The 17,770-nt window shown below is 44.7% G+C and carries 18 protein-coding genes; 1 reads left to right on the top strand and 17 read right to left on the bottom strand.

Features of this window, described 5'->3' with window-relative positions; genetic code table 11:
• Positions 1-2: 2 nt before the first annotated feature.
• The 9 genes from fabD to BK582_RS13405 form a co-directional block, all read right to left on the bottom strand.
• The gene (gene fabD / locus BK582_RS13445) at positions 3-941 is read right to left on the bottom strand and encodes an ACP S-malonyltransferase (RefSeq protein ID WP_078595530.1); all 939 of its coding nucleotides are present in this window, start codon (positions 939-941) and stop codon (positions 3-5) included.
• A gap of 5 nt (positions 942-946) precedes the next feature.
• Positions 947-1,948 carry a phosphate acyltransferase PlsX gene (gene plsX / locus BK582_RS13440; protein WP_078595529.1) on the bottom strand — a complete coding sequence of 334 codons (1,002 nt, stop codon included), beginning with the start codon at positions 1,946-1,948 and terminating at the stop codon, positions 947-949.
• Between the two features lie 18 nt (positions 1,949-1,966).
• Positions 1,967-2,521, bottom strand: coding sequence for a transcription factor FapR (gene fapR / locus BK582_RS13435; RefSeq protein ID WP_078595528.1), 555 nt, complete (start codon positions 2,519-2,521; stop codon positions 1,967-1,969).
• A gap of 82 nt (positions 2,522-2,603) precedes the next feature.
• The gene (gene recG, locus BK582_RS13430) at positions 2,604-4,640 is read right to left on the bottom strand and encodes an ATP-dependent DNA helicase RecG (RefSeq protein ID WP_078595527.1); all 2,037 of its coding nucleotides are present in this window, start codon (positions 4,638-4,640) and stop codon (positions 2,604-2,606) included.
• Positions 4,641-4,646: 6 nt separating this feature from the next.
• Positions 4,647-5,531 carry an L-serine ammonia-lyase, iron-sulfur-dependent, subunit alpha gene (sdaAA, locus tag BK582_RS13425; RefSeq protein ID WP_078595526.1) on the bottom strand — a complete coding sequence of 295 codons (885 nt, stop codon included), beginning with the start codon at positions 5,529-5,531 and terminating at the stop codon, positions 4,647-4,649.
• A 26-nt stretch (positions 5,532-5,557) separates the two neighbouring features.
• A complete protein-coding gene (gene sdaAB, locus BK582_RS13420) occupies positions 5,558-6,220 on the bottom strand; it encodes an L-serine ammonia-lyase, iron-sulfur-dependent subunit beta (protein WP_078595525.1) in 663 nt (220 codons plus the stop codon).
• Positions 6,221-6,459: 239 nt separating this feature from the next.
• The gene (locus tag BK582_RS13415) at positions 6,460-7,320 is read right to left on the bottom strand and encodes a DegV family protein (RefSeq protein WP_078595524.1); all 861 of its coding nucleotides are present in this window, start codon (positions 7,318-7,320) and stop codon (positions 6,460-6,462) included.
• A 29-nt stretch (positions 7,321-7,349) separates the two neighbouring features.
• Positions 7,350-9,032: a DAK2 domain-containing protein gene (locus BK582_RS13410; protein WP_078595523.1), complete on the bottom strand. Its 1,683-nt coding sequence runs from the start codon at positions 9,030-9,032 to the stop codon at positions 7,350-7,352.
• Between the two features lie 15 nt (positions 9,033-9,047).
• Entirely contained in the window at positions 9,048-9,410 is a 363-nt protein-coding gene (locus tag BK582_RS13405) for an Asp23/Gls24 family envelope stress response protein (RefSeq protein ID WP_078595522.1), read from the bottom strand.
• 535 nt (positions 9,411-9,945) lie between these two features.
• Between BK582_RS13405 and rpmB the strand changes: the two genes are divergently transcribed.
• Positions 9,946-10,134 (top strand): 50S ribosomal protein L28, encoded by a 189-nt coding sequence (gene rpmB, locus BK582_RS13400; RefSeq protein WP_078595521.1) that lies wholly within the window; start codon positions 9,946-9,948, stop codon positions 10,132-10,134.
• A 181-nt stretch (positions 10,135-10,315) separates the two neighbouring features.
• On the opposite strand, the gene spoVM is transcribed toward rpmB, so the two are convergent.
• The 8 genes from spoVM to fmt form a co-directional block, all read right to left on the bottom strand.
• On the bottom strand, positions 10,316-10,396 hold the full coding sequence (gene spoVM / locus BK582_RS13395) for a stage V sporulation protein SpoVM (protein ID WP_078595520.1): 81 nt from the start codon (positions 10,394-10,396) through the stop codon (positions 10,316-10,318).
• A 389-nt stretch (positions 10,397-10,785) separates the two neighbouring features.
• Positions 10,786-11,436 carry a ribulose-phosphate 3-epimerase gene (gene rpe / locus BK582_RS13390; RefSeq protein ID WP_078595519.1) on the bottom strand — a complete coding sequence of 217 codons (651 nt, stop codon included), beginning with the start codon at positions 11,434-11,436 and terminating at the stop codon, positions 10,786-10,788.
• A gap of 4 nt (positions 11,437-11,440) precedes the next feature.
• On the bottom strand, positions 11,441-12,322 hold the full coding sequence (rsgA, locus tag BK582_RS13385) for a ribosome small subunit-dependent GTPase A (RefSeq protein ID WP_078595518.1): 882 nt from the start codon (positions 12,320-12,322) through the stop codon (positions 11,441-11,443).
• Positions 12,323-12,409: 87 nt separating this feature from the next.
• Positions 12,410-14,464: a Stk1 family PASTA domain-containing Ser/Thr kinase gene (pknB, locus tag BK582_RS13380; RefSeq protein WP_078595517.1), complete on the bottom strand. Its 2,055-nt coding sequence runs from the start codon at positions 14,462-14,464 to the stop codon at positions 12,410-12,412.
• A complete protein-coding gene (locus BK582_RS13375) occupies positions 14,461-15,219 on the bottom strand; it encodes a Stp1/IreP family PP2C-type Ser/Thr phosphatase (RefSeq protein WP_078595516.1) in 759 nt (252 codons plus the stop codon). The genes pknB and BK582_RS13375 overlap by 4 nt, the downstream gene beginning before the upstream one ends.
• The gene (locus BK582_RS27665) at positions 15,192-15,416 is read right to left on the bottom strand and encodes a hypothetical protein (protein ID WP_218190726.1); all 225 of its coding nucleotides are present in this window, start codon (positions 15,414-15,416) and stop codon (positions 15,192-15,194) included. The genes BK582_RS13375 and BK582_RS27665 overlap by 28 nt, the downstream gene beginning before the upstream one ends.
• Positions 15,417-15,492: 76 nt before the next feature.
• Complete coding sequence (gene rsmB, locus BK582_RS13370) at positions 15,493-16,848, bottom strand: 16S rRNA (cytosine(967)-C(5))-methyltransferase RsmB (protein WP_078595515.1); 1,356 nt, start codon at positions 16,846-16,848, stop codon at positions 15,493-15,495.
• The coding region (gene fmt / locus BK582_RS13365) for a methionyl-tRNA formyltransferase (RefSeq protein WP_078595514.1) at positions 16,835-17,770 on the bottom strand (936 nt) is incomplete at its 5' end. The genes rsmB and fmt, both read right to left, overlap by 14 nt.

The raw sequence follows: 17,770 nt of genomic DNA, 5'->3' as shown, positions 1-17,770 counted from the left end.
CTTCACTCCTCAGTCAGCACTTTAACAGCTTTATCTAATGTTTCCATATCATAGACCGGCAATACTCTAGCCCGTCGTGAAACTTTTTTTACAAGGCCGCTTAAAACCTTTCCCGGCCCTAACTCAATAAATGTGTCTGAACCTTCTTCAACTAGCTTATGTATAGTGTCTTCCCAGAGTACCGGGGAGTAGATTTGTTTGTAAAGCAGCTCCCTGATTTCTTCAGGATCCTTCGTTTCTTCCGCAGTTACATTTGCAACCACTGGTATTTTCGGTTCCGAAATTTCAACATTCTTGAGATGTTCTTTCATTTTTTCAGCAGCTGGCTCCATGAGTGATGAATGGAACGGCCCGCTTACTGTTAACGGGATTACCCGTTTTGCACCCCTGGACTTCGCTAGTTCCGAAGCGGCAGCAACTCCTTCGGCAGTGCCGGAAATAACAATCTGCCCTGACGCGTTAAAATTTGCAGGCTGAACCGCTCCTGCTGTTTCGCTCGCTTCGTCCGTAATTTTCTGGAGTAAATCTCTGTCCATACCTAAAACTGCCGCCATCGTGCCTTTCCCTGCAGGCACAGCTTCTTCCATCCATTGTCCACGCTTTCTTACAGCTGCGCAAGCATCCTCAAACGACAACGCACCTGCAGCCACAAGAGCCGAATATTCACCAAGACTGTGCCCGGCAGCAAAGTCCGCGGTTATTCCTTTTTCTCTTAATATTTCCCATATGCCAGTACTTACAGTAAGGAGGGCAGGCTGAGTATTCTCTGTTCTTTTTAGTTCTTCTTCACCTGAAAAAATAAGTTCTGACAGCGACTCACCTAAAACTTTATCCGCTTTGCTGAATACCTCCCTGCAAACAGGGTAAGCCTCAGCAAGCTCTTTTCCCATACCGACCTGCTGTGATCCCTGGCCGGGAAAAAGTAATGAAATCTTTACCATAGTTATTACTCCCCCTCAGCTGATTTTGTTTTTTGAATCTCCTGCTCGATCGTGCTGACTACTTTCTCTTCATGCATCGTTTTTGCCTGCCGGATTGCACTGAAAAATGCCCGCTCATCCGAGGACCCATGAGCTTTAATTACCGGAGCCCTTAATCCGAAAAGACCGGCGCCTCCATACTCGGAATAATCCATTTTATTTTTGACCCGCTTAAACGATGGCCTCAGCACTCCGGCAGCCAGCTTATTTGTGAACGAAGAAGTAAGTTCTTCTTTTAGCAGGGAAAACAACGACATGGCTGTTCCTTCAATAGTTTTAAGCACGAGATTGCCTGAGAATCCGTCACATACCACCACATCGGCGGCACCTTCAAGAAGATCCCTGGCCTCCACGTTGCCAACAAAATTAACAGAGCTGTCCTGCAAAAGTCCATAGACCTGCTTTGTCAGCTCGGATCCTTTTCCTGCTTCAGTCCCTACGTTCAACAGCCCGATTCTTGGGTTGTCGACTTTACGAACTTTCCGCATATACACATCTCCCATTTTGGCATATTGAAGGAGATGTTCAGGCTTTGCATCCATATTAGCACCCACATCAAGAAGCAGAAACCCTTCCCCGCCTAATGTAGGCAGCATAGGAGAAAGAGCAGGCCGTTCGATTCCTTTTATTCTTCCGAGAACCAGGAGGCCGGCTGTCATCAATGCTCCTGTGTTCCCAGCAGAAACAGCAGCATCCGCCTTGCCTTCTTTCACCTGCTGTACTGCAAGAACCATAGAAGAGTCTTTCTTCCGGCGGACTGCCCGGACCGGAGAATCTTCCCCTTCAATGACAACTTCTGTATGGATAATTTGTACTCTGTCAGATGGCTGAATAAACTTTTTTATTTCATTTTCGTTACCTGTCAGGATTATTTCAAGATCATTATATTTATCTAAAGCAGCTTCACACCCTTTTATAATGCTCTCCGGGGCATTGTCACCGCCCATTGCGTCTACTGATAGCCTCATTGTTACACCAACCTTAATTTATTGTTCTTGTCGAAACATGGAGAACTCTCCCTGAAAAACAAGCTCCTGGCCAACGTAGCTGTTTACTTCAACGAAGGTGCGGTCCTCGCGGATATCCGTTACGTACGCTTTTGAAATGACACGCTCCCCAACTTTAACACGCCTTTTAAAGGACATATTTGCTGCTGCGGTCAATGCCAGTTCATCGTTAATTACAGCGACGGCCAGAGAATTTGCCTGTGCAAAAAGATGATGCCCTCTCGCAATGCCAGTTCTTGAAAAAACATGCTCTTCCTTTATATCCAGGATGGAAATTGCGTGCTTATCCAGTTCAAGATCAATGACTTCTCCGATAACCTCCTCAATGGGGAGTGCTTTAACTGTGTCGTACTGCTGCTTAGCAACATGTTTTATACGCTCTCTGACTTCAGGGATATTAAGCTCAAGTCTGTCCAGCCTGACTGTCTGTACACTGACTTTAAACTCCTCCGCTAATGCTTCGTCGGTTATAAACGGATTTTCGGCAATTTTCTCTTTTAACATCGGCTGTCTTTGTTTTTTAGATATTTTCATTTTCTCACTTCCACGTTTCTATGACTAGGTACTAATAGTAGTATATATTTGTAGTACTGTACTTTTCAACAATAAATATTTATTAGTCCAGTTTTTCTTCTGAAAAGATACCCTCAGATTTTAAATACTGCCGGAGTTTTGCATAGTCCTGCCCATTCCAGAATGTTTCTGAATGAACGAGCTTTACCGCATCCTGCCTGGCCACCTCAAGCACCCGATAGTCTTCTACAATGTCAGCAACTTTAAATACCGGGAGTCCGCTTTGTTTTGCCCCAAAAAAGTCTCCTGGACCCCGAAGTTCCAGATCCCGTTCTGACAATTCAAAGCCATCTGTTGTCTCTGTCATGATTGACATTCTTTCTTTGCCAACGTCTGTCTTTGGATTAGCAAGCAGTATACAGTAGGACTGAGCATCTCCTCTTCCTACCCTGCCTCTCAGCTGGTGAAGCTGTGCAAGCCCGAACCTTTCTGCGTCGTAGATGACCATAACTGTGGCATTAGGAACGTTGACTCCTACCTCTACGACAGTAGTAGAGACAAGGACCTGAACCTGATTTTCAGCGTATTCATTCATCACTTCATCTTTCTCCTGGGAGGAAAGGCGTCCGTGCATTAAGCCCACATTTATATCCGGAAGCGCCTGCTGGAGCTGAAAATGTACATCTATCGCATTCTGGACATCGAGTTTTTCTGATTCTTCAATCAGGGGGCAGATTACATAAGCCTGATGCCCTTTATTGATTTCTTTTTTTATAAATTCAATCACCTTAGGAAGAACTTCCGGCTTCACCCATCTTGTATCCACCGGCTTTCTCCCGGCTGGCATTTCATCGATTACGGAAACGTCCATATCGCCAAAAGCAGATATGGCAAGCGTACGTGGTATTGGAGTTGCTGTCATAAAGAGAACATCAGGCCGTACGCCTTTTTTCCTCAGGATTCTCCTTTGCTCCACACCAAATCTGTGCTGCTCGTCCGTTATAACGAGACCAAGGTGATGGAAATCGACCCCTTCCTGGATAAGCGCATGGGTGCCTATTAAAACGTTTATTTTTCCATCCTTTAAGTCAGCCAGGATCTCTCTTCGCTCTTTAGCTCTTGCCGATCCGGACAGCAGGGCTACTTTAATTCCATGAGGTTCAAGCAGTCCTTTTAGAGACTCCAGGTGCTGCTCTGCCAAAATCTCAGTCGGCACCATCAGCGCCCCCTGGAAACCTGCTTGTACAGCAGCAAATAAGGCACAGCCTGCAATGATTGTTTTTCCTGAACCCACGTCTCCCTGAAGAAGCCTGTTCATTCTGTAGTCACTTTTTAAATCATCAATAATTTCCTTCAGCACTCTTTTTTGTGCTCCGGTTAAGGAAAATGGCAGCTCTCTGACGAAATCTCTGATTAGTTCTGTCTCAAATTCTTTCTTTTGGCCTTCGTCTGCTTCCCGCTCTATTTTGCGGTACATCTGCATTTTCAGCTGGAAAAGAAGCAGTTCTTCATAAATCATTCTTCGTTTTGCCTGTCCCAGTTGTGCAGGAGAAGAAGGAAAATGCAGTTCCCGGATAGTTTCTTCCCGTGGCAGCAGACGGTATGCAGCAAGAAGCTGTGGAGGCAGTATCTCTTCAATTTCTCCTTCGAATTGCTGTATTGCCTGCCTGATCAACTTTCTTAAGGTAGTTATCCTTAAATCGCCTTTCACCGAGTAAACAGGTTCCAGACCTTGTCCAGGTCCGTCAGTTTGTTCCTGCTTTATAGTCCCTCCTGTTATCATCAGCCGGTTACGATCGAACTTACCACTCAGGATAATCGTATCGCCAAGACGAACTTGTTTTTTTAAGTACGCCTGGTTAAAGAAGACAGCCTGCACTAAGAGACCGTCCACGAGAACGCGAACGGTCAGGCGGGACTTATTTTTCCCGTAAAATCTAAGAGATGGTTCACTGTGTACCTTTCCTCTTACAGTAACCCTTTCATTATGCTGGGCTTCCATAATCGGGCGGATTGCATGGTCTTCGTACCTGAACGGGAAGTGATCAAGCAAATCGTTTACAGTGTAAACCCCCATGGCCTGCAGCTGTTCATAGCTCCTGGGGCCTACTCCGTGAATCTCTGTAATTGGCTGTTCCATTAGTTATCACACCTTTGCAGACTTGCCGAATATTTTCTCCTGGTATTTACGGCCGGTCGGTGTTGCAGCCAGTCCTCCTTCAGCAGTTTCTCTCAATGCTGACGGCATGGATTGACCAATACGGTACATGGCATCGATTACCTCATCACAAGGTATTCGGCTTTTAATTCCGGCTAATGCCAGGTCCGCGGACACAATAGCGCCCGAGGCACCTGCAGCATTTCTTTTTACACAAGGAACTTCCACTAATCCCGCAACAGGGTCACAAACTAATCCGAGCATATTTTTTAGCGCGATCGCCATCGCTTCCGCTGACTGCTGCGGTGTCCCCCCTGCCATTTCTACTGCAGCAGCTGCCGCCATTCCGGTGGCAGAACCTACCTCTGCCTGGCACCCGCCTGCAGCACCTGAGATCGATGCGTTGTTGGCTACCACGAATCCAAATGCTCCGGAAGTAAAAAGAAATCTTACCATTTGTTCTCTTGTTGGATTTAGCTTATCTTTAAGAGCAAACAACACACCTGGCGCTACACCTGCTGAACCTGCGGTTGGTGTTGCACAGATTGTTCCCATAGCAGCATTCACTTCATTTGTAGCCATTGCTTTTGCCACCGCGTCAAGCATGAGGGGACCAGCAAGCGTATCATTTGATTGTATATATTCGTACAGTTTTTTTCCGTCTCCGCCTGTAAGGCCGGACAAGGATTTCACTTCTTCATGAATACCCCTGTGTACTGCTTTTTCCATTACATCAAGGTTTCGTTCCATCTGGGCAATAACTTCCTCTCTGGAACGATCGTGTATTTTCATTTCCTGGCGAATCATCACTTCGGAAATCTGAATACCTTCTTTTTCGGCTATAGCAACCAATTCTTCAACATTGCGAAACATGATGCAACCTCCTTGGTGCTGAAGTCTTACTCGTTTATTTTAGTTACTGTTTCAACATGCTCCAGCGCTTCAATTTCTTTTAAAATATCTTCTCCGATATTTTGGTCCATTTCAATGACCATTAATGCTTCTTTCCCCACATCTTTTCTGGAAACTTCCATACGTCCAATGTTGACTTCGTATTTTGCAAGATGGCTGGAAACGGAAGCGATTGCACCATACCGGTCATTATGGACGACCAGTATGGCAGGGTGATTACCGCTCAGCCTTAATGGGAAACCATTCAGTTCGGTAATTTCAACTTTTCCCCCACCTATGGAAATACCCACTAATTCCAGTTCCTGAACCCCGTTTCCGAGACGAATCTTCACAGTATTCGGATGGTCGGGCTGAGCTTCCTCTTCATGAAAGGATACATTCATACCTTTAGTATCTGCAATATTAAGAGCATCGGTAATGCGGGGATCCGAAGTATCGAATCCTAAAACTCCACCTGTAAGAGCGACATCTGTCCCATGCCCCTGATACGTTTTTGCAAAAGATCCGTATAAGTGAAAGGACACCCATGCTGGTTCAGCGCGGAATAATTGTCTTGCTACGAGGCCGATTCTGGCGGCCCCTGCTGTATGTGAACTTGACGGCCCGATCATAACCGGGCCGATAATATCAAAAACACTTCTGTATTTCATTACGAATTCCTCCCTGGAAACTCTCTTTAATTACAATAACACATTTAATCAAAAATACTATGTATATATTAACAAATTGCGGGAAAAAGGGCTATCATAACCGGCTGGACAGGTTATCGCCGGTTTAAGATGCTGAATGTAAAGATGTCAGCAGCTTTCACTGCAGGAATAAAAGTAGTTAAGCAGGAAAAAACCCTGATCTCAGGATAATTCCTTAGATCAGGGCTGTTTCCAAAGTGTTACATTTTGCTCCTGCCAAATGCAATAGAGATTGTGCCAGGGCCTACATGGGTGCCTATTACTGGCCCGATATTTGTAACTATTTCTTTTTTTACATTAAACCGGTCCTTAATTTTTTCCATAAGCTCATCGGCTTCTCCCTGTACTTCCGCATGGGAGATTCCAACGTGCACAGGATCATTGCCGAAGCGGTCCTCAAATTCATCCAGAATTTTTGCGACAGCTTTCTTATTGCCTCTCACTTTCTCATACGGATAAACTTCCCCTTCTTCTGTCAGAGAAAGAATTGGCTTAATTTTCAGCAAGGAGCCTAGTACCGCGGACGCTTTACCGATTCGTCCGTTTTTCTCCAGGTACTCAAGGGTGTCAACCATGAAAAACACGGTAGTTTCTTCAAGGAGTTCGTTAATCCTCGAGATTACTTCGTCTTTGGAAGCTCCCTTCCTGGCAAGAGCTGCAGCTTCCACAACGACTACTCCGATAGCATAAGAAGCCCTCTTTGAGTCAACCACAGTAACCGGAATTTCTTCTCCAAGCGTCTGGGAAGCTATATAAGCAGACTGGTATGTACCGCTCAGTTTAGATGACAAGTGAATGGAAATAATATCACTTTCAGGATTTTCTTCTGATAAGCGGCGGTATTCCTCTTCAAACTGATGCGGGGTTGGCTGAGATGTTGTTGGAATCTGGTCTGCTTTCTTTAGTTTTTCATAAAATTGGCCAGGATTTAGATCGACTCCATCTTCGAAAGTCTCTTCACCAAAGTGGACTTTCAGAGGCACAACTGTTATTCCCAGTTCTTCCTGCAGAGATTTCGGTATATCAGCAGTTGAATCGGTGACTATTAAAACTTTTCCCATAAACGCAACCCCCTGTTTAATTTATCCTCTTACTCCACTGAGATGATGTATGAGTATAGAGGCTGGTTTCCTTCGTGGACTTCTACTTCCACATCCTTGTATTGCTCTTCCAGATATGAAGCAAGTTCGTCCGCTTCTTCCTCTGTACGGTCTTCTCCTCGGATAATCGTAATGATTTCACTGTCTTCATCCACCATTTTGCTCAGAAGCTCTTTTGCAACACCCTGTACGTCACTGTCGGTGGATACTATATCTTTTTCGACAATGCCCATGAAATCTCCTTTTTTAATCTCCACACCGCTAATACTTGTATCCCGGACAGCGTATGTTACCTCACCGGTTTTAACTGTTGACAGGGCTTCCTTCATTTCTTCTTCATTATCTTTCAGATCAGCTGCAGGATTGAATGCCAGCAGGGCAGCTAAACCTTGAGGAACAGACTTTGAAGGAACTACGACAACATCTTTGTCGGAAACCGAGGCAGCTTGCTCAGCAGCCATAATAATATTTCCGTTATTCGGAAGCAGTACGATTTTTTCAGAGTTACTCTCTTCAATCGCTTTAACAAAATCTTCTGTTGACGGATTCATTGTCTGGCCGCCTTCGATAACACGCTTAGCGCCGAGGCTCTTGAATAACTGGGAAATTCCTTCCCCCATTGCTACAGTGATTACGGCGTATTCGGTTTTCTCCGCTTTTGCAGGTACAGATGGAGCAGCAGCAGAATGGCTTTCCTGCTGAAGGATGCTCGTATGCTGTTCCCGCATATTTTCTATCTTCACATTGACGAGAGAACCATATCTTTGAGCGGCAGAAATTACATTGCCGGGATACTCTGCGTGAATATGGATTTTCAGGAGGTCTTCGTCAGAAACGACAAGCAGGGAATCGCCATGTTCGCTGAGTTCTTCTCTGAAATCAGTTTCACTATATGGGTTTTCCTCTACTTTTTCTTCTTCAAATTTCACCATCACTTCTGTACAGTACCCGAATTCGATGTCCTCTGTGGACATATGGCTTTGAGCAGACTGATGATGTTCCACCTTAACAAGCTCGTCCATACTTGGCCCCTGTACCTCTGTTTCGGCGATTTTCTCCCCTTTTAACACAGCGAGGAAGCCTTCATAGATCGTAACAAGCCCCTGTCCTCCGGAGTCCACTACCCCAACTTCCTTCAATACAGGCAGAAGATCAGGTGTGCGCTCTAAAGAAGCCTTTGCTTCCGTTACAACAGCCTCCATAAGCGCAATTGTATCGTCATTTTTTTTGGCGAATTCCACGGCTTTATTCGCTGAGTCTTTAGCCACAGTAAGGATCGTTCCTTCCACCGGCTTCATAACAGCCTTATATGCCATGTCTACCCCGTAAGCGAAGGCTTTACTTAAATCTTTGCTTCCTATTGACTCTTTCCCTTCCACCGATTTGGAGAAACCGCGGAAAAGCTGTGATAATATTACACCGGAATTTCCTCTTGCTCCCATTAACAGTCCTTTGGCAAAATAACCTGCCACCTGTCCTGTATGGGTCTTGCTCTGTGCCTTAACTTCCTTGACACCTGAAGTGATTGTTAAATTCATATTTGTTCCTGTATCTCCGTCTGGTACAGGGAATACATTTAAGGCATCGATGGATTTCGCATTGTTGGATAAGTTGTTCGCTCCTTCAATTAACATTTGGGCGAACTTTTCTCCTTCAATTATCTTGATCGTCACGAATGCTCCTCCTAACTATGGGTTTGTCACACGTACACCTTGTACGAATATATTTACCGAACTTACTTCCAGGCCCAGCATTTGTTTCAGCTGGTATTTTACTTTGGACTGGACATTGTGCGCTACCTCTGAAATCTTAGTTCCGTAGCTTACAATAATGTACATATCAATATAAACCTCTTCTTCTTTTTCCCGTATTACAACTCCGCGTCCCATATTCTCTCTGCCTAAGAGGTCGGTAATTCCGTCTTTAAGCTGCTTTTGTGAAGCCATTCCCACAATTCCGTAGCAATCGATCGCCGCTCCGCCTGCAATAACAGCTACCACTTCTTTTGAAACGTCAATTGTTCCGTAGTTCGTTTTCATTTCAATGGTCATGCAAAAGCCCCCCTTTGGATGTTTTCCTCATGGCTAGTGTAATTTTACTATAAAAAAAATTAATTTAAAAGAAAACTTGAAAAGGATTTCTTTATTTGCCGGCTGCAGCGGATAAAAGTATTAAACCGGGACGCTTCCGCTGCAGTCCATCCCCCTGCCATAACTGTCGAAATCAGCCATTTCATAAGGCACCTCTGATGGGTGCCTAATCATACTATTAGAATAACCGGCTGATGCTGCTTGTTCCCTGTTCTGGCGTAAAGAATTTATGTATAATCAATCCCCGGCCGTAAATCAGGTCTGACAAAATAACGGTATGTTTAAAGAACTTACTCCTGCTGGTTTGTAGGAACAAGACGGCACAATATATTATTATCTTGTCTGTCACGCTTGCTGTCAAGGGGATAACCTTTAAACTAAAATTTATACTACTTGAAATTCTTTTTTTCCTGTGCTAAGATGTTTTAGTGTTTGTTATGAAACTTGATTAGTGAAGACTTGGAATTTGACCGGTTTTACGAAGGAGGGAAAAACTATGTCACGTAAATGTGTAATTACGGGTAGAGGCCCTAAAACAGGAAACAAGCGTTCTCACGCATTAAACGCAACGAAACGCCGTTGGGGTGCTAACGTTCAGAAAGTGCGTATCATGGTAGACGGAAAGCCAAAACGTGTATACGTTTCTGCAAGAGCGCTTAAATCTGGTAAAGTTGAACGCGTTTAATATTAAATGAAAAGAGACGGAATTCAGAACTCCCTCTCTTTATAGTTGTACTAAAAAACGGCGCCTCTTGCGCCGTTTTTTGCTGTTCATGGAAGAAGTCAGAATTCCCGGTGTATCTGCTCTTACCATGACCTCAATTAAATTCAGGATGGAAAGGATTGTCCGTACTGCAATACAGCATTTAACCCTTCTTAAAGGCTCCCAGACATGCTCTTACAAAGCCGCCAATAAACTTTGGCAGTTTAATTGTATAAAACTTCATTTTTCCCCCTCCTCAAATGAGCTTCCATGGCCAGAACAGGACATAAAGTTTAAGAATAAATACGTGTTTCGTTATTACCCATTATATTCATCCTTCAGAAAATAGTACCCTTTTTCTGAAGATACATCTTCTCAAATAAGGCAAGTTGTGCGGCGGCACTTAGAAAACCAGCCTCTTCTGCCTTTTTCGGACAAAAAAATAAATCCGTAATTATCTTCCTTCTGGCGGCGGAAAATCATACCCATTGTTTTCTGCCCGGATATTCATTAGCATATGATAAAGGTTAAAACATGTGCGGTTTCCAAACTGAAAAAACATTAAAAAATTAAGCCAGAACAAAGAAAACAGGCCCCCTCAGATAAAAGGGGTAACCTGCAGTTTCCAAACGTTTAAATGGTTCCTCTGATAGCCGAGATAGCCTGCTCTCTGTTACGGCTGTTATATATGGCAGAACCGGCTACTAACACATTTGCACCAGCCTCAATACATTGTTTTGCCGTGTCCGGGTTAACTCCTCCGTCCACTTCTATTTCAATCTCTTTACCCGTTCTGTTTACCAGCTCACGAACATGGGCGATTTTCGGAAGTACAGAAGGAATAAAGGACTGTCCGCCAAATCCGGGGTTTACGGTCATAAGCAGAACAAGGTCCACATCCTCGATAATGTGTTTGATTGCTTCCACCGGAGTTGCCGGGTTCAGTACGACACCGGCTTTCGATCCATTTTCCTTAATAAGATGTATTGTCCGGTGAAGATGAGTGCAAGCTTCGGCGTGAACGCTTATAATATCTGCCCCTGACTTCGCAAACTGGGGAATAAAATGATCCGGATTCTCTATCATTAAATGAACATCCAGCGGAAGCCTGGTTACAGGCCTTATTGCATCCACAATCAAGGGGCCGATCGTAATGTTTGGAACAAAATGCCCGTCCATTACATCCACATGAATGTAATCAGCTCCTCCTTTTTCCACATCTGAAACTTCTTCGCCTAATCTGGCGAAATCCGCTGATAAAATCGATGGTGCAATTTTTACCATAATCTCAGTACCTCCGCTTTTGTGATTTTATTTCATCAAAGAACTGCAAATAATGTTCGTACCTGAAGTCGGCAATTTCTCCATCCTTTACTGCTTCTCTTACAGAGCAGGAAGGTTCATTAATATGGGTGCAGCCCCGGAATTTACAGTCATTCACCCGGCTTCTCATCTCGGGAAAACAATAGCTGAGCTCTTCCGCTTCTATGCCGTGGAAATCAAGAGAGCTGAAACCTGGCGTATCCGCAACATACCCTGACTCCACCGGGATAAGTTCTACGTGGCGGGTCGTATGTTTTCCTCTTCCGAGACTCTTGGAAATTGGCCTTGTTTCCAGGTTCAATTCAGGCCTGAGAGCATTCAGCAGAGAAGATTTCCCCACCCCTGACTGTCCGGCAAACACGGAGACTCTGTCTTTTAAGTAGGGCCTCAAAGTCTCAATCGTTTCTTCAAGATAAATGGAAGTGTTTATTACTTCATAGCCGAGCTTTTTATATATTTTTTCCGCCCTCTGCATTTCCGCTTCCTTCACTTCATCGAGCAGGTCAATTTTTGAGAGGCAGATGACAGGCTCGATGTCATTGGCTTCAACGTGAACGAGGAACTTGTCAAGGAGCAAGGAACTAAATGACGGTTCTTCCGTAGAAAAAACCAGTATTGCCTGTTCCACATTTGAGATTGGAGGACGGATCAGTTCGTTTTTCCGCTCCATTACTTCTAAAACATATCCATCCGTTTTATTTTCCGCTTCAAATTCAACCGTATCGCCTACTAACGGGGTGATCTTCCGCTTCCGGAAGTTCCCCCGCCCCCGGCATTGAAATATTCCATCTTCATTTTCTACATAGTAAAACCCGCTTAGCGCCTTTACAATCCTACCTTGAGCCATTCGTACCTCCGAAAAAAACCAATGAAATTCCTCCCTTTCGTATTTTATATTACATATTAATCTTTCATAATCTTTCAGCTGCTATTTTTACTCATACTCCTGCAATTCTTCATAGGTGTATTCATACGGTGATTCTTCATGCTCTTCACCGTCAACGATGACAACAAGATAGCCTGATTCACCGGGGGCAACCCTCATATCTATATGAAACCTTTCATCTTCGGATACTTCTCTGTCTATTACCTGTCTCGGTTCTTCGCTTCTCATATCAATAACGGAAATACTTACTCTGTAAACTGGTCGGTCTTCCTCGTCTCCATCCCAGTCAGGGATACTGACATCAAACGGAACACTGGCTGATACCGGCTGTTCTTCCGGTTCATTTTCCGGTTCTGGTTCTGGTTCCGGCTCCGGTTCTGGTTCTGGTTCTGGTTCCGGTCCAGCAGAAAATACAACTCTCACAGTAGTTCTTTCACGAATTTCAGTTCCCCTGGGAGGGTCTTGTGAAACAACTTTCCCTGGTTCAATTGTAGAATGGTACTCTTCTGTAAAATCAAGAACGATTAAATCATTATCTTCAAGTGTCTCCAGAACTTCAGTCCTTGACATTCCATACAAGTTTGCCATCATATAAACCGGACGCTCACTTACTGTAAGAGTAACAGTAGTCTCGCTTGGAATAACCATGGATTCAGCCTCTGGTGACTGGGTCAAAACAGTGTCTTCATCATATTCGCTTGATTCCTGGTAATTTAGTTCTACATGTTCGTAATTTTCCAGCAGTTGTTCTGCATAGCTTAATGATTCACCAACAAGGTTTGGCATTTCAACCGGCTCAGAACCTTCACTTACAATAAGCCTCACGCTTGTTCCTACTTTTACAGTTGCACCTGATCCTGGAGAATGGGCCAGTACTATGCCCTCTTCCACTTCTTCATCAAAGCGGAACTCCGGTTCCACCTCCAGATTAAGGGCGGCAAGTTCCTGTAGTGCCTCCTCGTACTCCATACCGACCAGATCTTCGGGGATAGTAACTTCATCGACCCTAAGCCAGCCTGGCAGCAGAATAGCTATTGCAATGACTATGGCCAGCAGAGATACTACTACTGCAGTTATCCAGAACTTTTTCCCTCGTTTTTTCTTTTCTTGCTTATTGTCGTGTTTCCCTGAGTCGTCCTCGCCAGCTGGCGGATTTTTTCCTGCTGGTTTATTGTGTATCATCGTTTGTTCATTATCTTTCTCATTTCCGCTGAGGACCACAGGCACTGCCTTTGTGGCTTCCGTATCCTGTTCACCCTGAACCGCTCTCTTTTCATTTTCTCTCTGAGGGTACAGGACGGTAGTCAGATCCTCTGCCATCTGGTCCGCTGAGTCATATCTGGCTTGAGGGTCTTTCGCTGTGGCTATCAGAACTACATTTTCCACACTTTGAGGTATGGATGGTTCATTATCACGGAGAAATGGCAGAGGTTCCTGCAAATGTTTGATTGCAACAGATACAGCTGTGTCACCATTAAAAGGGACTGCCCCGCTGAGCATTTCATACATTACTATTCCCAGTGAATAAATATCGGATTTGCTGGTTACATGGCCTCCCCTTGCCTGTTCAGGTGAAAGATAATGAACGGAACCCAGAACAGAATTTGTATGTGTAATCGTCGCCTCACTGATTGCTCTTGCAATACCAAAATCCGTAACTTTCGCCTGCCCGTCTGAGCCTATGAGTATATTGTGAGGTTTAATGTCCCGGTGTATGATCCGGTTTTCATGAGCATGTCCGATTGCAGCTGTAATCTGCTCCATAATGCTGACTGTTTCTTCCACACTCAGCTTTCCTTTTTTCTGGATATAATCCTTCAGCGTATCACCGCTGATATATTCCATTACTATATAATACAGATCGTCCTCTTCCCCAACATCGTATATATTCACCACATTGGGATGTGAAAGGCTTGTTGCGGCCTGCGCTTCCCGCCGGAAACGCCTGATAAATTCATCGTCCCCTGAGAATTGAGGTTTCAGGACTTTTACAGCCACTTCTCTGTCAAGAATGATATCTTTTGCTAAATAAACATCAGCCATTCCTCCGCCGCCCACTGGCCTCAGCAGCTCGTAACGGTCATTTATACGCTTTTCTTTCATCGATCAGTCACTTCCTTTAAATCCCCGGTGTGACGGATCAGCGCAATTGTGATATTGTCTTCCCCTCCACGATCATTTGCCATCTGTATCAGTTGTTCTGCGAGCTTTTCCAGCTCACCCTTATCTGTTATCTGATGGTAAATCTCGTCTTCAGGAAGCATATCAGTCAGCCCGTCAGAACAAAGCATTAATAAAGCACCCGGATCCCAGTTTATCGTGTTTACATCAACTTTAATATTGCTCTCTGTACCGAGGGCCCTTAATACGACGTTTCTCCTTGGATGATTCTGTGCTTCCTCTTCACTGATCTGCCCTGAGCGGACAAGTTCTGCTACGAGGGAATGATCAGATGTAATTTGCTTCATTTGACCTTCCGATTTTAAGTAAATTCTCGAATCACCTACATGAGCATGGGAAATAAACTGATCAGTACATATGGCAGCTACAAGGGTGGTTCCCATCCCTTTACACTGTGGGTGTTTCTGAGCGTGCTCAAAAAGCCTCCGGTTCACTTCGTATATCGAATCCTCCAGCCACTTTTCAGCTTCTTTCGGGTTCAGCGGCCGATTGTTTTCCTGCCACTTCTCCAGCAGTATATCTTTAGTCATTTTGCTCGCAACGTCACCAGCCTGATGCCCTCCCATTCCATCGGCAACAAGGACAAGCATCTGCCCGTTCAATTGTTCGGATATAAATCCGTCATCTTCATTGTGGGATCTGATCCTCCCTACATCTGTACGAAAAACTGCTTCCATATAACAAATCCCCTCGTTTCTTCTTCCTCTCCACCAGACAGAAACAGACGTCTGGTCAGGACATTCTGTTTCTGAATTCCCCTGTATGGTGATAATGGTGAAGCTATGTTCATACTGCATGTTAAATAAAATGACAATATGCTGTTTTCCCTTGAGGGAACATTTGAACCAAGTGTTTGGTACTTGGTTTCTACCATATAATTAAACTGTGCAATACTTATTATTTTTTCGCCAAAGGCGGCATTATTTCCTTTAAAGGCGGTCTGAGAAAACTCAGCTGTCTGATTTCACAACGGCTGAAATAAAGAATCCGTCAGTCTCATGCTCACCTGGAAACAGCTGGAGCTTCCCTTCTCCAGCTCCGGCAGACTGCTGAAAGCTTTCAGGCAGCCTGCCTGAAAATCCGTTGTCAAATGAAGCATCTTTATGAGCCTCAACAAATGAATCAATAACTGCTTCATTTTCTTCCTTATCTACTGTACACGTGCTGTAGACAAGGCGTCCTCCTTTTTTCAGGAGCGGCCATACTTCATTCAGAATTTCCTTCTGTATACTGGACAGGCGGGCAACATCTTCCGGAGTTTTCGTCCATTTCAGATCCGGCTTGCGCTGTATGACCCCAAGACCTGAACAGGGGGCATCGACCAGAATTTTATCGAAAGCCTCTTCTTCAAAAAACTCGTGGGCTTTTCGCGCATCCATTACTTGCGGAGAGATGATAGTTAAACCAAGACGTTCTTTCTGTTCTTTTATCAGACCAACTTTATGCTTATGAATATCGAGAGAAACAACTTCTCCCTCGTCGTTCATTTTTTCTGCAATATGGGTGGATTTGCCTCCCGGCGCTGCACAGGCATCTAATATTCTGTCTCCCCCTGCAGGTGCCAGTGCGAAGGCTACGAGCATAGAGCCTTCGTCCTGAATGGTGAGCCACCCTTTACGGAAAGCTTCTGTCCCGCTGAGTGAACCCTTTTTAACTACAATACTATCAGGAACCCTGCTGCTTGGTTCTGCTTCAATTCCTTCTTCCTGCAGACTTTTTATTACTGTATCTCTGTCTGTTTTCACAGTGTTTACCCGCGCAGTATGAAGAGGATGTTTTAAGTTAGCCTGTGACATCAGCCTTGTCCGTTCTTTGCCGAACTGATCTGTCCATCTGGCTATCAGCCATTCCGGATGGCTCGTTTCTACCGCGAGCCGCTCCTCAGAATCTTCTATCGTTTCAAAAGAAGGAAGCCCTTTTCGCTGAATTGTTCTTAGAATACCGTTTACCATCCCCGAAATTCCCTGGTGGCCTCTCTTTTTGGCTATTTGCACGGCTTCGTGGACGGCAGCCCGCTCAGGTATTCTGTCCAGATAAACAATCTGATACAAAGTCAGACGAAGAAGAATCAGCACCCACAATTCCAGCTTTTCAATTGGCCGCTTTGAAAAAGGCTTCAGATAAAAGTCCAGTGTTTTCTTGTACTGCAAAGTTCCGTATACAAGTTCCGTAAGCAGCGGAATATCTTTTTGATTCAGTTTTGTTTTTTTTATCGTGTCATTAAGCAGCAGATTACTGTATGCCTGACTTTTCTCAATTTTTAACAGAACATCCAGAGCTGCTTCTCGCACATTACCTTGTTTCATTGTCTGCTCCTAATCTTGCACCTTCAGATAAGTTCTTGCCAGCTCCAAGAAGGAAAGTTTTTACATCCATTCTCTTTTTACCTGAAGGCTGAATTTCGTCTATTCTCAATACTGTGTTTTCCCCGCAGGCAACATAGAAAGCCTCTTCCTCAATTTTTACAACTGTTCCAGGAGAGGCCTCTGAAGTCAGGGCGCTTTCTTCCGTCCACCAGATTTTCATCCGGTTTCCTTCCCATGTTGTATAGGCAACCGGCCATGGAACGAGTCCTCTTACTTGATTATAAACAGAGGATGCAGGTCGTTCCCACCGTATTTCTTCCTGTTCTTTAGATATATTAGGCGCGTATGTAACTGCCGATTCATCCTGCTCCTCCGCTGTAATTGTGCCCGCTTCAAGCTGCGGCAATGTTTCCAGCAGAAGGTCCCTTCCCACGATACTAAGTTTCTCATGCATCGTTCCGGTCGTGTCTGTTTTTTCAATCGGTATCGCTTGCTGGCTCAGGATATCTCCTGCGTCCAGCTTTTCAGCCATATACATGATTGTTATCCCTGTTTCCTTTTCCCCGTCTATGATCGCCTGATGAATCGGGGCTCCGCCGCGATATTTCGGCAGTAACGAGGCATGCACATTGATGCATCCAAGTGGCGGAATATCAAGCAGCTCCTTAGGAAGGATCTGGCCGAAAGCGGCGGTAACAATTATATCAGGGGTATATTTCTCTATTTCCTGCCATTCATTTTTAATTTTCTCCGGCTGGAAAACAGGAATCCCGAATTCTTCAGCTGCAGTTTTTACTGGAGGCGGAGTGAGTGTCCGCTTTCTGCCCTTTGGCCGGTCCGGCTGTGTAACGACAAGGCTGACATCATAACCTTTTTCTGTTAACCCGGTGAGTACCGGAACCGCAAAGTCCGGTGTTCCCAT

The organism is Evansella clarkii (assembly GCF_002019695.1).
Taxonomy (GTDB): Bacteria; Bacillota; Bacilli; order Bacillales; family Salisediminibacteriaceae; genus Evansella; species Evansella clarkii.
This window is presented reverse-complemented; position numbering and strand designations above follow the sequence as displayed.

Excerpts from the sequence above, each read along its gene's own strand:
- plsX (WP_078595529.1), bottom strand. The coding sequence starts at position 1,948 with ATGAGGCTATCAGTAGACGCAATGGGCGGTGACAATGCCCCGGAGAGC.
- recG (WP_078595527.1), bottom strand. The coding sequence starts at position 4,640 with ATGGAACAGCCAATTACAGAGATTCACGGAGTAGGCCCCAGGAGCTAT.
- sdaAA (WP_078595526.1), bottom strand. The coding sequence starts at position 5,531 with ATGTTTCGCAATGTTGAAGAATTGGTTGCTATAGCCGAAAAAGAAGGT.
- spoVM (WP_078595520.1), bottom strand. The coding sequence starts at position 10,396 with ATGAAGTTTTATACAATTAAACTGCCAAAGTTTATTGGCGGCTTTGTA.
- rsgA (WP_078595518.1), bottom strand. The coding sequence starts at position 12,322 with ATGGCTCAAGGTAGGATTGTAAAGGCGCTAAGCGGGTTTTACTATGTA.
- rpe (WP_078595519.1), bottom strand. The coding sequence starts at position 11,436 with ATGGTAAAAATTGCACCATCGATTTTATCAGCGGATTTCGCCAGATTA.
- fabD (WP_078595530.1), bottom strand. The coding sequence starts at position 941 with ATGGTAAAGATTTCATTACTTTTTCCCGGCCAGGGATCACAGCAGGTC.
- sdaAB (WP_078595525.1), bottom strand. The coding sequence starts at position 6,220 with ATGAAATACAGAAGTGTTTTTGATATTATCGGCCCGGTTATGATCGGG.
- fapR (WP_078595528.1), bottom strand. The coding sequence starts at position 2,521 with ATGAAAATATCTAAAAAACAAAGACAGCCGATGTTAAAAGAGAAAATT.
- rsmB (WP_078595515.1), bottom strand. The coding sequence starts at position 16,848 with ATGAAACAAGGTAATGTGCGAGAAGCAGCTCTGGATGTTCTGTTAAAA.
- rpmB (WP_078595521.1), top strand. The coding sequence starts at position 9,946 with ATGTCACGTAAATGTGTAATTACGGGTAGAGGCCCTAAAACAGGAAAC.
- BK582_RS13405 (WP_078595522.1), bottom strand. The coding sequence starts at position 9,410 with ATGACCATTGAAATGAAAACGAACTACGGAACAATTGACGTTTCAAAA.
- pknB (WP_078595517.1), bottom strand. The coding sequence starts at position 14,464 with ATGAAAGAAAAGCGTATAAATGACCGTTACGAGCTGCTGAGGCCAGTG.
- BK582_RS13375 (WP_078595516.1), bottom strand. The coding sequence starts at position 15,219 with ATGGAAGCAGTTTTTCGTACAGATGTAGGGAGGATCAGATCCCACAAT.
- BK582_RS27665 (WP_218190726.1), bottom strand. The coding sequence starts at position 15,416 with ATGGTAGAAACCAAGTACCAAACACTTGGTTCAAATGTTCCCTCAAGG.
- BK582_RS13415 (WP_078595524.1), bottom strand. The coding sequence starts at position 7,320 with ATGGGAAAAGTTTTAATAGTCACCGATTCAACTGCTGATATACCGAAA.